The sequence below is a fragment of the Rhizobium sp. R339 genome (genome assembly GCF_002211395.1).
In the GTDB taxonomy this organism is placed as follows: Bacteria; Pseudomonadota; Alphaproteobacteria; order Rhizobiales; family Rhizobiaceae; genus Rhizobium.
Map to the genome: position 1 here is coordinate 66,417 of NZ_LOKV01000007.1, position 15,046 is coordinate 81,462.

The window sequence follows — 15,046 nt, forward strand, 5'->3', positions numbered from 1 at the left end:
ATTGGAGTTCCGCCCCATGAGCCAATCCATTGTCGTCTTCGCGACCAGCCGCAACCCGACGCGGGAAGACCTTTTCGCCCGCGCCGAGGAGATCTCGGCCGACCTGTCGCGGCGCGCCGCCGAACTCGACCGCGAAGGCCGCCCGCCGCTTTCCGAGATCGTCAAGCTGAAGAATGCCGGCCTGCTCAACGCGCTGCATCCCACCGAGATCGGTGGCGGCGGTCTCGACTGGGTCGACGGACTGAAGCTGGTGCGCATCCTCGCCCGGGGCGAGAGCTCGATCGGCCAGCTGCTCGGCTACCATTATGTCAACAGCCAATATGTTTACTGGGCGCTCGAAGGCGCGCGCGCTCACGCCTTGGGCAGTGAAACGGTCGCCAGGAACCTTTACTGGGGTGCGGCGGTCAATCCGCGCGATCCCGGGCTGGTGCTCACCCGCCGCGGCAACGGCTATGTCTTGAACGGGCGCAAATCCTTCTCCACGGCAGCGCGGGTTTCCGACTACATCAACGCCAACGCGGCCCTCGACGACAAGATCGCTGGTTTCGCCGTGCCGACCAACCGCCCGGGCTACGTCGCCAATGACGACTGGGACAATATCGGCCAGCGGCTTTCCGACAGCGGCAGCGTCGAGTTCCACGACTTTCCCGTCTACGAGGAGGATTTCGTCGGCGCACCCGCCGCTCCCGATGCGGCCGCACCGGTGCTGTCGACCTTTAACACGCCTTTCATTCAGCTGGTCTTCGTCAACTTCTATCTCGGCACCGCCGAAGGCGCGCTGAAGGCGGCCGTGGATTATGTCCGCACCACCACCCGGCCGTGGATCACCTCTGGCGTCGAGCGGGCGGCCGACGATCCCTATATCCTCGAACGCGTCGGCGAATTCACCGCAGCGGTAAAGGCTTCGGCGGCTCTGGCCGATAGCGCCGCCGCCGCCGTGCAGGCAGGTCTCGCCCGAGGCCGCAATGTCACGGCGCGCGAGCGCGGCGAAGCGGCAGCAGAGGCCTATGCCGCCAAGGTCCACGCCACTCATGTCTCCCTCGACATCACCTCCCGCGTCTTCGAGCTGACCGGAGCGCGCTCGACGGCCGACAAATACCGCTTCGACCGTTTCTGGCGCAATGTCCGCACCCACACGCTGCACGATCCGGTCTTCTACAAGGCGAGGGAAGTGGGCGAATTCGTTCTGAACGACAGGATCCCCGAGGTCAGCCTCTACAGCTGAGGCAACCATGGCCTGAAAGCAAAAACCCCGCTGCCGGCATTGGCAGCGGGGTTTTCATTTGGAGTGAGACGAAAATTTCAGAGCGCGCCGTTCTTCGGCGGCGTCACGCCATTCAGATGGTAATTGCCGACGACGTGATATTTCCAGCGCACCGGATCATGCAGCGTATGGGTGCGGGCATTGCGCCAGTGGCGGTCGAGATTGAGACCGATCCGCACCGACGACGTCCCGGCGAGTTCGAAGAGCGTATTCGAAGCCTCGAGCGCGACTTCTGTCGTCAGCACCTTGGCGGCGGCGACTGCAAGCGTCGCCTCGACCACCTTCTGCGCGGTCGTCTCGACCTGTGCGGCATCGACCTTGTGGCCGGCGCGTTCGACAAGGGCGGTCGCCGCCTCAAGCCGGATGGCGATCTGGCCGACCTTGGCAATCGTCAGCGGGTCGTCGGAGGCGCGGTCGAGGCCGCTATCCATCCAGGGGCGCGATTTCGTCCTGACGAAATCAAGCGTTTCGGCAAAGGCCGCGCGCGCGATGCCAAGATCGATACCGGCATGGATGATCTGCCCGACGGAGCCGATCGTCGTCGGCCGCTCGAAACCCTTGTGATGGAAGACCACGGAATCGGCGCTGACATAGACATTGTCGAGGATCGTCGTGCCGCTGCCGGTGGTGCGCTGGCCGAAGCCGTCCCAGTCGTCGACGACCTCGACGCCTTCGGTGCCCTTCGGCACGAAGGCCATGGTCAGCCGGTCCTCATCATCGAGCGCGAAGACGGTGATCCAGTCGGCGAAGAGCACGCCGGTCGAATAGAATTTGCGGCCGTTGATGCGGTAGCCGGGACCGTCGCGGGTGATGCGGGTGTTGTAATGGCCGACGGTTTTCGTGCCGTGCTCGGAAAGCGCATTGCCGAACCGGTCGCCGGCGAGCACGCGGCCGAAGAAATAACGCTGCTGCTCTTCGCTGCCATCGGTTCTCAAGGCTTCTAGGATATAGAAATGGTTCTGCGGGATCTGTCCGATCGAACCGTCCGCCTCCGAAAGGATCGCCGTGATTTCGGCAAGCACGGCGTTGGAAACGTCGAGCCCGCCGAATTGCGCGGGCACGGTAATCGCCAGAAGCCCGGATTGGGCGAGAAGATCGAGTTCGCCGAAAGGCAAGATCCGGTCGGCATCGCGTTCGGCGGCGCCCGCGGCAAATTGCGCGGCCAGTCTTCGGGCGGTCGCGATCGCCTCCTCCTCGCTGCCGATACGAGCCGCCACCGGCCGTATATGCTCTGTTTGCCTCAGCACGCTGTTCATCGATGCCTCCAATTCTGACGATGCTATCGGTGAAAGAAATCGCGCGCCAAGATAAGGGCACAAATTCTATAGATGCAGTGGAAAATAGAAAGTGTTTGCTTATCGGCCTCAGGCGGGACGCGCTTAGGGTTTCGGCCGAACGGCCACGCTGGGGGAACGGCAGGTATTCCTCGTTGAAAATGCCGTATGCGCCTCGATTTGTTTTCGAGGAACTCCTACCTAATCGATGTCAGGGGCAGGCGGCCGCCTTGCTCGATCCATGAGGAAAATCATGATCCGTTCACGGCAATTGCGCCTCGGCGCCTTCATGCGTCCCGTCAGCCTGCATACCGGCGCTTGGCGCTATCCTGGTTCCTATCCCGACGCCAACTTCAATTTCGCACATCTAAAGTCCTTCGCGCAGGCGCTGGAACGGGCGAAATTCGACGCCTTCTTCATGGCCGACCACCTCGCCGTGCTCAACATGCCGGTCGAGGCGCTCAGGCGCAGCCACACGGTAACCTCCTTCGAGCCCTTCACATTGTTGTCGGCGCTGGCCGCCGTAACGGAGCGTATCGGCCTCGTTGCCACCGCTTCCACCACATTCGACGAGCCCTATCATATCGCCCGGCGTTTCGCCTCGCTCGATCACATCAGCGGCGGCCGCGCCGGCTGGAACATCGTCACCACGTCCAACCCCGACGCCGCGCTGAATTTCGGCCTCGACGAACATGTAGAGCATGGCGAGCGTTATCATCGCGCCCGGGAATTCTACGATGTCGTGACCGGCCTGTGGGACAGCTTCGCCGACGATGCCTTCATCCGCGACCGGGAAAGCGGCCTGTTCTTCGATCCTGACAAGATGCATGTGCTCGGCCACAAGGGGGAGGAGCTCAGCGTCCGCGGGCCGCTCAATATTGCCCGCCCGCCGCAGGGCTGGCCGGTCATCGTCCAGGCCGGCCAATCCGATCCCGGCCGCCAGTTGGCCGCCGAGACCGCCGAAATGGTCTTCTGTTCGCCGCGCGATCTTGCCGCCGGCAAGGCGCTTTATGCCGATATCAAGGGCCGCATGGAAGCGATCGGCCGCCACCGCGACCATCTGAAAATCCTGCCTGCCGCCTTCGTCATCGTCGGCGATAGCATCGAGGAGGCCCGCGCCAAACGTGCCGCGCTCGATAGCCTGGTGCATTACGACAGCGCCATCGCCTCGCTTTCGATCGCACTCGGTCATGATGCTTCAGGTTTCGATCCCGACGCCCCCCTGCCGGCCGATATTCCCGATACCAATGCCAGCAAGACAGGCCGCGCCCAGGTGCTGAAGCTTGCCGCCGAGGAGAACCTGACCGTGCGCCAGCTGGCGCAGCGCTACGGCGGCTATGCCGGCCTCGCCTTCGTCGGCACGCCGGCCAGCATTGCCGACGAGATGGAACGCTGGTTGGAGGAGGAAGGCTCGGACGGTTTCAATATCGTCTTCCCCTATCTGCCGCAGGGTCTTCTTGACGTCACCGAGCGACTGGTTCCGGAGCTTCAGCGCCGCGGCCTGTTCCGCAGCGAATATCAAGGCACGACGCTGCGCGAGCATCTTGATTTGCCGCGGCCGGAGAACCGGTTTTTCGCCTGAGGTAAATGAGGCATCGCTGCCCGTCGCTCAGCTCCGCGCCGCGGCCGGGCGCCAGGGATCGACGCATTCGACCCCGAAGGGGAGGAAATGCGCGACATTGCGCGTCACGAGTTTAAGCTCGTGTTCCAGTGCAGTGGCAGCGATCATCCCGTCAGCGGAGGGGCGCTTGTCCGAGGTTGGCAGCAGGCCGGCCCGGCTGGCTGTCGCTGTATCAAACGGCAGGATGCGGTTGGCGAATTCGACAAGCACGATTTCATCCATCCAGCGGCGCAGATCCTCGGCAAAGTTGGAATCTCTTGTCTGCTCGCGTTGGATGGCGAACTGGATTTCCATGATCGTGACCGCCGAGAGATACGCGTCGGCAACAGAAAATTCCTTCATAAACCCCTGGAATTCCAGCGCCTGTCGCTCGACCCTCCGCGCGGCCGAGACAACATTCGTATCGAGCAGGAATGCCATCAGAACTCGACCGTTCTGTTATCGAAGTCCAGTCGCTCGGGCTCGAATTCCCTTTCGTCAGCCTGCGGATCGCGCAATGCGGCAAAGAGAGTCTTCGGCGCCTTCCAGTTCGCTTGGAATTCCGCATAGCTGACAAGCACATAGGCCGCCTCTCCGTGATCGGTGATCACGAGCGGACGCTCGCTCGCCTCCTTCTTCGCCTTACTCGGATTCTGGTTGAAGGTGGCGCTGGTCATGAAGGACATTTTCATCGAAATCATCCATACTACATTTACTCAGAAATATACTACATTCAATTCACTTTACAAGGTCCCGAGGACAGAGCCTGCTCGGGCAAACAGGAAAACAGTCCTCAGACCATCGCCTCGATCTCAAAGGCATCGCTTTCCCCCGGCACCAGTTCCAGCGGCCAGATGATGTTGCGGCTACCATCCGGGTAGACCTCGCGATAGGCCGGCATGTTGGCGAGAAGCATCTCGCCGAGTGCGATGCCAAGATCGTAGAGCGACATGCGGAAACAACTGAGCGAGGGCTGCAGGAAGCGTGCGCGCGGCGCATCGCGGAAGCCGATCACCGCGAGGTCGCGGCCGGGCACAATGCCCGATTCCATCAGGCGACGGTAAAGGCCGATCGCCATCAGCTCGTAGATCAGGACCACCGCCGTCGGCCGGTCCTCAAGCAGCAGCAGTTCATGCGCCGCCTGATAGCCGCCCTGTTCGCTCGACTTGACGCGGATGACGAGCGACGGATCGAAGGGGATGCCATGCTTTTCGAGCGCACGGCGATAGCTTTCGACAAAGACATAGCCGAGGTTGACCTCGCTCGAGGGCGCGGTGATCGCAATTCGGCGGTGGCCGCGCGCGGCCAGCCGTTCGACGGCGCGTTCGGCGACGCCTTCGAAATCGAGGTCGATCCAGGGGAAATTGCCGGCCGAAAGACTGCGGCCGACGGCAGCGAAGGGGATCCTTGCCCGCGAGAGTAGATCGATACGGCGATCGATGCGCTGCGTGTTCGAGATGATCATCGCATCGACGACACGCCGCGCCACCATGCGCTTCAGATATTCGCACGGGTCCTCGTCGCTCGGGCAGGGCAGCATGAGCAGATCGAGCTTGTGGCGAGCAAAGACATGCTGCAGGCCGCTGGTGACGCCGAGGAAGAAGTTGTCGGCATTTTCCACCGCCTCCTGGCTGGATTCGATCATCAGGCCGATGACCTTCGTCTCTCCCTGCCGGAGGCTCCGCCCCGACTGGTTGGCGACATAGCCGAGCTCCTCGGCGGCCGCCAGCACGCGCCGGCGAGTTTCCTCGTTCACATCGGGCTTACCGTTCAGCGCCCGGGAAACCGTGCCGATCGAAATATCAAGGTGCTCCGCGAGCTGACGAATCCCTCTCATTGACGACGGTTTTCCCTTGGTCCGCATTTTCGCGATTGGCCTCTATTGACAGTTCAAAATGTTTTCGCCTACATTCGTAAACGTTTACGGGATGCGTGTCACGAGGAGAGTTGGCGCCATTCCATCGGAGGAAATCGTGAAATTCAGTGCCATTCTGTGCGGGTGCGGAGCTATGTCCAAAGGTTGGTTGCGCGCCATCGCGTCCAACCCTGAGCTCGCCGATTCCATCGCCATCGTCGGCCTTGTCGACCTGAACCGGGAGACGGCGGAAAAGCTCGCCGCCGAGTTCGGTCTGGACGGCGCCGTCATCGGCTCTGAGCTTTCCGAAGTCATCGCTGCGACGAAGGCCGATCTCGTCTTCGATATCGTCATTCCGGCAGCCCGGTACGACGTCGTTTCGACGGCGCTGAGGGCAGGGTGCCACGTGCTCAGCGAAAAGCCGATGGCGGCCTCACTCGCCGAGGGGGCCGCGCTGATCGATCTCGCCGCCGAAACCGGCCGCATCCACGCCGTCATCCAGAATCGCCGCTTCATATCGGGTGTCCGGCGCCTGCGCCGTTTCGTTGAAAGCGGCGCGATCGGCGAACTGACCGGCATTCACTGCGACTTCTTCCTCGCGCCACATTTCGGCGGCTTCCGCGAGGAAATGGACAATGTGCTTCTCCTCGACATGGCGATCCATACTTTCGATGCGGCCCGCTTCGTCGCGGACAGGAAGCCGCTCGCCGTCTATTGCGTCGAGCGCAATCCGAAGGGTTCCTGGTATCGGCACGGCGCTTCGGCGAACGCCATCTTCGAATTTTCCGACGATATCGTCTTCACCTATCGCGGCTCCTGGTGCGCCGAAGGCGAGCGCACCAGCTGGGAAAGCCAGTGGCGTCTCGTCGGCTCGAAGGGAATGCTCATCTGGGACGGTGAGGAGAGTTTCAAGGCAGCCGTCGCCGGCGAAGAGCCCGGCCTTCTCCGTGGCTCTGCTTCCGTAAACGTTCCCGGTCCCGAGCATGACGAGGAAACCCACGGCCACGCCAGCGTCATCGCCGATTTCATTGCGGCGATCCGCGGCGGCAAGCAGCCCGAAACCGTCAATTCCGACAATATCAGAAGCCTCGCCATGGTCTTCGGCGCGATCGAAAGCGCAAAGACCGGCCGGCGCATCGAAATTTCAGAATAGGATGAAGTGACGTGAGCAATCCCGCAAAATCAATTCGCATCGGCACCATGGTCAGCGGCAACAAAGGCGATGCCGCCCAGCGCATCGGCCAGATTGCCGACCTGGGCTTCGAGAGCTTCGAACCCTTTTTCTGGCAGACGACCAAGGGGCAGGACCTTGCCGAACTCGGCAAGCGCTGCCTCGATGCGATCGGCGACCGCGACATCACCATCTCGACGCTCGGCATGTTCGGCAATCCGCTTGAGGAGACGGCGATCGACCTCGAGACCCTGCAGGGCTGGAGAGACTGCATCGACAATGCCCATCATTTCGGCGCGACCTGCGTCGCCGGTTTCACCGGTCGCGTCCGCGGCAAGCCGCTGACCGACAGCCTTGCACGCTACAAGCAGATCTGGAGCGAGCTCGCCAAGCGCGCCGCCGACAAAGGCATCAGGATCGCCTTCGAAAATTGCGCCATGGACGGCAACTGGGCAAGCGGCGACTGGAACATCGCCCATAATCCCGACGCCTGGGAGCTGATCTTCAACGAGACGCCGGATGATCATATAGGGTTGGAATGGGAGCCGTGCCATCAGATGGTCTATCTGATCGACCCCATGCCGCAGATCCGCAAATGGGCGCATAAGATCTTCCATGTCCACGGCAAGGACGCGACCATCCGCTGGGAAGTCATCAAGGAACACGGCATCTTCGGCAAGGAGAAATTCGTCTTCATGCGCACGCCGGGCTTCGGCGACAGCAACTGGACCGACATCATTTCCGAGCTGCGCCTCGCCGGCTGGTCGGGTTCGATCGATATCGAAGGCTGGCACGACCCGGTCTATCGCGACGAACTGGAAATGACCGGCCAAGTCTACGCGTTGAACCACCTCAAGCATGCCCGGGGCGGCGAATTCGTCGTCGATCCGGTCTGATGATATCGTGGCCGGCAAGGAGGAATTGCCGGGAACGGGGATAACCACAAAGGAGGAGAACCATGGCTATCCGCAAATATGCAATTCTCGGCGCTCTGGCGCTTGCAGGCGTTTCGCTTTTCGGCCTCTCGGCCAAGGCCGAGGACGTCACCCTGACGCTCTGGTCGCTTGATAAGGATATCCAGCCGGCGCCGAACCTCGTCAAGGAATTCAATGCCCAGAACAACGGCATCAAGATCGAATACCGGCTGATCCAGTTCGATGACGTCGTCACCGAGGCGATGCGCGCCTATGCCACCGGCCAGGCGCCGGACATCATCGCCGTCGACAATCCGGAGCATGCGCTGTTCTCGTCGCGCGGCGCCTTCCTCGACCTCACCGACATGATCTCGAAGTCGACCGTCATCAAACCGGAGAATTATTTCCCCGGGCCGCTAAAGTCGGTCGAATGGGACGGCAAATATTACGGCGTGCCGAAGGCGACCAACACGATCGCGCTCTACTACAACAAGGACATGTTCAAGGCGAAGGGCCTCGACCCGAACAAGCCGCCGCAGACCTGGGACGAACTGGTCGAAGATGCGCAAGCTCACGGACCCCGCCAAGAACGTCTATGGTCTCGCTTTCTCGGCCAAGGCCAACGAGGAGGGCACCTTCCAGTTTCTTCCCTGGGCCCAGATGGGCGGCGGCAGCTATGAGCACATCAACGCCGATGGCGCGGTGAAAGCGCTGGAGGTCTGGAAGACGATCATCGACGAGAAGCTCGCTTCTCCCGACACTCTGACGCGCGGCCAGTGGGATTCCACAGGCACCTTCAATTCCGGCAATGCGGCCATGGCGATCTCGGGTCCATGGGAGCTCGATCGCATGACGCAGGAAGCGAAATTCGACTGGGGCGTCACCCTGCTTCCGGTTCCCAAGGAAGGGGCCGAGCGCTCGTCGGCCATGGGCGACTTCAACTGGGCGATCTTCGCCACCAGCAAACACCCGGCCGAAGCCTTCAAGGCGCTCGAATATTTCGCCTCGCAGGACGACAAGATGTTCAAGAATTTCGGCCAGCTTCCGGCCCGTTCCGACATCTCGATCCCTGAGACCGGCCAGCCGCTGAAGGACGCCGCCCTCAAGGTCTTCCTCGAGCAGCTGAAATACGCCAAGCCGCGCGGACCGCATCCGCAATGGCCGAAGATCTCCAAGGCGATCCAGGATGCCATCCAGGCGGCACTGACCGGCCAGATGAGCCCGAAGGACGCGCTCGACCAGGCCGCGGATAAGATCAAGGCTGTACTAGGCTGAGGCTTGCTCCCCCTTCTCCCCAGCGGTGAGAAGATGCCCAACGGGCAGATGAGGGGGTGAGGAGCAAAGCGACGAGCGTTCTGAACGCAAGTGAAGAACAGCAGACGCCGAGCCTGTCGCCCCCCTCATCCGACCCTTCGGGCCACCTTCTCCCCGCTGGGGAGAAGGGACTACCCACCGATGGCGCAACGACCATCAACCATTTCCTCCCGGCAGGGGCCGTCTCCCGCATCATGCGTCAGGCGGCCCCGATCGGAGCATCGGAGGACGCATGAAGAGGATCCTGATGAGCGTCAGAGACGGCCGCGGTTTCGATATCGTGCTCGTCGCTTTCCCGCTCGGCTTTCTGTTCCTGATGGCGGGGCTGCCGCTCATCTACAATGTGGTGATGAGCTTCCAGGAGGTTGACATGTTCAGCCTCGGCACTTTCTCGCGCCCCTTTGTCGGCTTCAAGAATTACACCGACCTCTTCGCGCAGCCGGAAACGCTGCCGATCCTCTATAATACCGTCCTCTTCGTCACCGGCTCCATCGCCGGCCAGTTCCTGATCGGCTTCGGCCTGGCGCTGTTCTTCTGGGTTAATTTTCCCGGAGCCTCATGGATGCGCGGGCTGTTTCTCGTCTCCTGGGTGATGCCCGGCCTCGTCGTCGGCGCCATCTGGAACTGGATTCTCTCGGGTGATTTCGGTGTGCTGAATTTCATCCTCAGGGAAAGCGGCATCATCTCCGGCAATATCTTCTGGCGCTCGGACCCGCATTATTCGCTTTATGCCGTCATTATCGCCAATATCTGGCTCGGCACCTCGTTCAACATGATCCTGCTGTCCGTCGGGCTTGCCGGCATTCCCGCCGATCTCTACGAAGCGGCCGAACTCGATGGCGCCAATGTGTGGCAGCGCTTCTGGACGATCACGCTGCCGATGATGCGCTCGACGATCGGCGCCATCATCGCGCTCGGCCTGATCTTCACCCTGCAGCAGTTCGATCTCTTCGCCGCGATCACCTCGGGCGGGCCGAACAACTCGTCGAACGTCACGCAATATTGGGCCTGGGATCTCTCCTTCCGCCAGTATGATTTCGCCAAAGGCGCGACGATCTCCGTGATCATGATCGTCTTCGTGATGTTCGCGTCCGTCGTCTATGTCCGCTCCACACGTCATGAGGTGCGCGGATGAGCACAACCACGAACCGCGACCGGCTGATGCTGGCAATATCGATCGTCATGGCGGCGATCTATCTCTTCCCGCTTTACTGGATGTACATCACGGCGCTGAAAAGCGGCTCGGAGATGTTCGCCACGCCGCCGAGCTTCTGGCCGGCCGCCCCACAATGGGGCACCTACACCTATGTCTGGGAAAGCCGCGACATGGGCCGCTATCTCTGGAACTCGCTGATCATCGCGCTCGGCGCCATGACGCTGATCACCGTGCTCGGCGTCGGCTGCGCCTATGTGCTCGCCAGATACCGCAACGTCTGGGTCGATGTGGGCCTGTTCCTGATTCTGATGCTGCAGGTCCTGCCGGCATCGCTGATGATCACGCCGATCTTCGTCGGCTTCTCGCAGATCGGCTTGCTCAACTATCCCCGCCTTGCCGTCGTCATCGCAATTGCGGCAAAGAGCATGCCCTTCTTCGTCGTCCTGGTGAGGGCCACCTTCATGAGTGTTCCGCAGGAACTGGAGGAAGCAGCCCTCGTCGACGGCAATTCGCGTGTCGGCGCCTTCTTCAACATCGTATTGCCGCTCGCCCGCAACGGCATCCTCGTCAGCGCCATCCTCATCTTCATGCAGGCCTTCGGCGAATTCGTCTATTCGAAATCGATGATCCAGGCCGCCGAGCTTCAGCCGGCAAGTGTAGGCCTCAACTCCTTCATGGGTCCGAACACCAACGAGTGGAACGACATCATGGCCTACGCCACGATGTATGTGACGCCGATCCTTGCCATCTTCGTTCTCTTGCAGCGCCGCATCGTATCCGGCCTCACCTCTGGAGCCCTTAAATGACCACACAGATCGAGCTCAGAGGCGTCAACAAATATTACGGCGCCTTCCACGCCCTGAAAAACATCGATCTATCGATCGCCAAGGGCACCTTCGTCGCACTCGTGGGTCCTTCGGGCTGCGGCAAGTCCACGCTGCTGCGCTCGCTTGCCGGTCTCGAAAGCATCTCGACCGGCGACCTCAAGATCGCGGGCGAGCTGATGAACGGCGTGCCGCCGCGCAAGCGCGACGTTGCCATGGTCTTCCAGTCCTATGCGCTCTATCCGCATATGACGGTCGAGGAGAACCTGACCTACAGCCTGCGCATCCGCGGCGTCGCCAAGGCGGAAGCCAAGAAAGCGGCCGAGGACGTGGCGGCGACGACAGGCCTTTCGCATCTGCTCAAGCGTTATCCGCGCGAGCTTTCCGGCGGCCAGCGGCAGCGCGTCGCCATGAGCCGCGCCATCATCCGCCATCCCAAGGCCTTCCTGTTCGACGAGCCGCTCTCCAACCTCGATGCGGCGCTCCGCGTCCACATGCGCAAGGAAATCCGAGCGCTGCACGACCGGCTGAACGCAACCTTCGTCTACGTCACCCACGACCAGGTGGAAGCGATGACGATGGCCGATCATGTGGTGGTGATGCGTGACGGCATCATCGAACAGCAGGGCGCGCCGCTCGATCTCTACGACCGGCCGGCGAACAGGTTCGTGGCCGGCTTTATCGGTTCACCGGCGATGAATTTCATTCCGGCGATCGTCGCGGAAGACGGCAAGGGTCTGGTCCTGGATTTCGGCGCGGTGAAGCAGAAGCTTGCGCTGGCACGCGCCGTCGAACCCGGGCGCAAACTCGTCGCGGGCATCCGGCCGGAACATATCGAGGTCGTCGCTCCCGGGCAGGGCAGCTTCGACGTCCCGATTGCCTTCGTCGAATCGACCGGCTCTTCGACCTTCATCGTCGCAGCCACCGAACCGGAACTGACAATCGTTGAGACGCGCCGCGACAGGGTCAAGGCGGGGGACATGATTGGCCTCTCGGTCGATCCGGCCCAGATCCATCTCTTCGATGCGTCGACGGACCGATTGATATAACAACTGGTGGACAGGGGCGGTGGTCAGCTTCATAAAACCATCATCGGCCTCTGCGAAGGGATTGCTTCCGCACGAGTCATTTCCGTCACATCTGCAGCATCCGGATCTTCTCATGGCATCCTCCCCGATATCAGCGCGTCTTTCGCCGGCCGCGTCGCCCCGCCTCATCGTTCTGGCCGAAACCGTCTTGAAAGCGGGCGAAACCGCCCGCGCCTCGCTTCGGCGGCGGACGTCGGCGGAAATGCTGGCCAAGGCGCCGCGCGATTACCAGACGGAGATCGATGTCGCCGTCGAACGGATCATCGTCGACGAAATGGTCAAGGCCTTCCCCGATTACGCCATCCAGGGAGAGGAGGCCGTCGGCAACCGCACGGCCGGGCCGGAGGCGCCGATCATCTACATCGACCCGATCGACGGCACAACGAACTATGCGTGGGGCGTTCCGCATTTCGGCATAACGATCTCGATCGCCGAAGGCGGCAGAATGGTCGCGGGTGTCGTCTATGACGCCATGCAGGATGAACTGTTCAGCGCCGAACTCGGCGGCGGCGCCTATCTTAATGGCGAGCGCATCCGCTGCGCCGATGTCGACGACATCGAGAACGTGCTGATCGGCGCCGGTCTGCCGATTCCCGGCCAGGTCAAGGCCGTTGCGGAAGAGACCTATTTCGACGCGATCAAACGCCTGATGGCCAACACGGCGGGCGTCCGCCGCCTCGGCTCGGCGGCTTTGTCGATCGCCTATGTCGCGTGCGGCCGGCTGGACGGTTTCTTTGAGGACGGGCTCTCGATCCATGATTTCGGCGCATCGGCGCTGATGGTCGAAGAGGCAGGCGGCATCGTCAGCCGTTTTTCCGGCGCGGAAGTCGACGGGAAAGGCGATATCCTCGCCGCCAGCCAGGCGCTGCATCCCTGGCTCAAGGAAGGCTTTCAAAGCAAAGCCTGATTGTTTTCAACCGGCAGCGACATAGGTCTCAGCGTCATCTTCAATTGGCGGTGATAGCAAGACTGCGCTCATGGCGCCTCTTATGGAAATCGGCGGCGCGAGACACTATCTTTGGGCAAACAAAGGAGACACCCAATGACCGAAGAACGTGCAGTGCTCGCCGGCGGCTGCTTCTGGGGCATGCAGGACCTCATCCGCCGCTATAAGGGCGTGATTTCGACCCGCGTCGGCTATACCGGCGGTGATGTGCCGAACGCCACCTACCGTAATCACGGAACCCATGCCGAGGCGATCGAGATCATCTTCGATCCGGCCCGGATCAGCTATCGGGACATCCTCGAATTCTTCTTCCAGATCCACGACCCGACCACGCGCAACCGCCAGGGCAACGACGTCGGCACGAGCTATCGTTCGGCGATCTTCTACACGAGCCCAGAGCAGGAGCGTGTCGCCCGCGATACGATCGCCGATGTCGACGCATCGGGCCTCTGGCCCGGCAAGGTCGTCACCGAAGTCGTGCCTGTCAGCGATTTCTGGGAGGCCGAACCCGAGCACCAGGATTATCTGGAGCGGATACCGAACGGCTACACCTGCCATTTCGTCCGGCCCGGCTGGAAGCTCCCGGCCCGTCAGAAGATTGCCTGACGCTGTTCATGCATGGCCGGCATACGGATGCCGGCCATGCATCGCGCCAGCGTTTGCTTGGCGCTGACTTGACCTTCAGGACAGTGTATGGCCGGCAATCACGCGCACCACCTCATCGATGTCCCGATCGTGAATTTCGTGTCCTCCGCCGGCAATCCGGTGCAGCTTTGCATTCGGAACAACATGCGCGAAGGCCTCTGCGTGCTCGATTGGGAATAGCAGATCCGACGTGCCATGGATGACGAGAACCGGCGTCTTTATATCGGACGCACGCAGCGTGACACCCTTATCGTCGCTCAACAGCATGAAATGGTTCGTCGCACTGACAAAAGACGGTGCGCGGTTCATGTCGCGCGCGATCAGGGCGCTCACCGCCTCGGCGTCGTGCGGATGCCCGGTGCCGGCAAGCATGGCTGAATCGCGGCGCAGGAAATCGGCGATGGCTGCAAGGTCGGACCAGTCGATGCTTTCGGCGGCGGCGGAGTGTGCCTTGTAAGCTGCGGTGGAGGAGGGCAGGCCGTCAACTCCGACCGGCGAAGAGCTGATCAGGGTGAGTGTCCGCACCCGCCGGGGAAGGCGCAACGCGGCTTCCTGCGCCACGAAACCGCCCATCGACATGCCGACGAGATGCGCGGTCTCGATGCCATAGGCGTCGAGAATGGCGATCGCGTCATCGGAGAGATCGCTGAACGAATAGCCGGGTTTGCCTGGCGGATAATGCGTGGAAAGGCCGGTGTCGCGCTGGTCGTAGCGGATGACGTAGCGCCCTTGGGCGGCGAGCGCCTCGCAGAACCGTTCCGGCCACCACAACATCGAGGACATCACGCCCATGATCAGCAGCACGGGCGGGTTGGCCGGATCGCCGAATGCCTGAGTCTGGAGCTGTACTCCGTTGAATTCGACAATCCTGTCGGCGACGGGAGACGAGCTTATTGCTTCCATGGCGTCACATTTCCGATTGCATATTGAAACTGGTTTAGCCTTGCACAACTGATCCTGATATGCAATCTGTTTTTGGCGGACGCCAAGTCAGA

The 15,046-nt window shown here is 61.7% G+C and carries 14 protein-coding genes and 1 pseudogene; 10 read left to right on the top strand and 5 right to left on the bottom strand.

What is annotated here, in order from left to right:
• Positions 1-16: 16 nt before the first annotated feature.
• Positions 17-1,225, top strand: a complete 1,209-nt coding sequence (locus ATY76_RS10980; RefSeq protein WP_088674800.1) for an acyl-CoA dehydrogenase family protein — start codon at positions 17-19, stop codon at positions 1,223-1,225.
• Positions 1,226-1,302: 77 nt separating this feature from the next.
• Here the strand turns inward: ATY76_RS10980 and ATY76_RS10985 are convergent, their stop codons facing one another.
• Complete coding sequence (locus tag ATY76_RS10985) at positions 1,303-2,520, bottom strand: SfnB family sulfur acquisition oxidoreductase (RefSeq protein WP_088674801.1); 1,218 nt, start codon at positions 2,518-2,520, stop codon at positions 1,303-1,305.
• 271 nt (positions 2,521-2,791) lie between these two features.
• Here ATY76_RS10985 and ATY76_RS10990 point away from each other — a divergent pair, with 271 nt between their 5' ends.
• Positions 2,792-4,120: an LLM class flavin-dependent oxidoreductase gene (locus tag ATY76_RS10990; protein ID WP_088674802.1), complete on the top strand. Its 1,329-nt coding sequence runs from the start codon at positions 2,792-2,794 to the stop codon at positions 4,118-4,120.
• A gap of 27 nt (positions 4,121-4,147) precedes the next feature.
• On the opposite strand, the gene ATY76_RS10995 is transcribed toward ATY76_RS10990, so the two are convergent.
• The 3 genes from ATY76_RS10995 to ATY76_RS11005 all read right to left on the bottom strand — a co-directional run bounded on the left by ATY76_RS10995 (position 4,148) and on the right by ATY76_RS11005 (position 5,975).
• Positions 4,148-4,579, bottom strand: coding sequence for a type II toxin-antitoxin system VapC family toxin (locus tag ATY76_RS10995; protein ID WP_088674803.1), 432 nt, complete (start codon positions 4,577-4,579; stop codon positions 4,148-4,150).
• Complete coding sequence (locus ATY76_RS11000) at positions 4,579-4,839, bottom strand: type II toxin-antitoxin system Phd/YefM family antitoxin (RefSeq protein ID WP_088674804.1); 261 nt, start codon at positions 4,837-4,839, stop codon at positions 4,579-4,581. The genes ATY76_RS10995 and ATY76_RS11000 overlap by 1 nt, the downstream gene beginning before the upstream one ends.
• A 92-nt stretch (positions 4,840-4,931) precedes the next feature.
• Complete coding sequence (locus ATY76_RS11005; RefSeq protein ID WP_088674805.1) at positions 4,932-5,975, bottom strand: substrate-binding domain-containing protein; 1,044 nt, start codon at positions 5,973-5,975, stop codon at positions 4,932-4,934.
• A gap of 136 nt (positions 5,976-6,111) precedes the next feature.
• Between ATY76_RS11005 and ATY76_RS11010 the strand changes: the two genes are divergently transcribed.
• The 8 genes and pseudogenes from ATY76_RS11010 (at position 6,112) to msrA (ending at position 14,012) form a co-directional block, all read left to right on the top strand.
• A complete protein-coding gene (locus tag ATY76_RS11010) occupies positions 6,112-7,146 on the top strand; it encodes a Gfo/Idh/MocA family oxidoreductase (protein ID WP_088674806.1) in 1,035 nt (344 codons plus the stop codon).
• Between the two features lie 11 nt (positions 7,147-7,157).
• Positions 7,158-8,060, top strand: coding sequence for a sugar phosphate isomerase/epimerase (locus ATY76_RS11015; RefSeq protein ID WP_088674807.1), 903 nt, complete (start codon positions 7,158-7,160; stop codon positions 8,058-8,060).
• A 62-nt stretch (positions 8,061-8,122) separates the two neighbouring features.
• A pseudogene (locus ATY76_RS11020) lies at positions 8,123-9,353 on the top strand (sugar ABC transporter substrate-binding protein).
• A 271-nt stretch (positions 9,354-9,624) separates the two neighbouring features.
• Positions 9,625-10,527, top strand: coding sequence for a sugar ABC transporter permease (locus tag ATY76_RS11030; RefSeq protein WP_088674809.1), 903 nt, complete (start codon positions 9,625-9,627; stop codon positions 10,525-10,527).
• A complete protein-coding gene (locus tag ATY76_RS11035; RefSeq protein WP_088674810.1) occupies positions 10,524-11,354 on the top strand; it encodes a carbohydrate ABC transporter permease in 831 nt (276 codons plus the stop codon). The genes ATY76_RS11030 and ATY76_RS11035 overlap by 4 nt, the downstream gene beginning before the upstream one ends.
• A complete protein-coding gene (locus tag ATY76_RS11040) occupies positions 11,351-12,421 on the top strand; it encodes an ABC transporter ATP-binding protein (RefSeq protein WP_088674811.1) in 1,071 nt (356 codons plus the stop codon). The genes ATY76_RS11035 and ATY76_RS11040 overlap by 4 nt, the downstream gene beginning before the upstream one ends.
• 112 nt (positions 12,422-12,533) lie before the next feature.
• Entirely contained in the window at positions 12,534-13,367 is an 834-nt protein-coding gene (locus tag ATY76_RS11045) for an inositol monophosphatase family protein (protein ID WP_088674894.1), read from the top strand.
• A gap of 135 nt (positions 13,368-13,502) precedes the next feature.
• On the top strand, positions 13,503-14,012 hold the full coding sequence (gene msrA / locus ATY76_RS11050; RefSeq protein WP_088674812.1) for a peptide-methionine (S)-S-oxide reductase MsrA: 510 nt from the start codon (positions 13,503-13,505) through the stop codon (positions 14,010-14,012).
• A 75-nt stretch (positions 14,013-14,087) separates the two neighbouring features.
• Here the strand turns inward: msrA and ATY76_RS11055 are convergent, their stop codons facing one another.
• Entirely contained in the window at positions 14,088-14,954 is an 867-nt protein-coding gene (locus ATY76_RS11055) for an alpha/beta hydrolase (protein WP_088674813.1), read from the bottom strand.
• Positions 14,955-15,046: the final 92 nt, after the last annotated feature.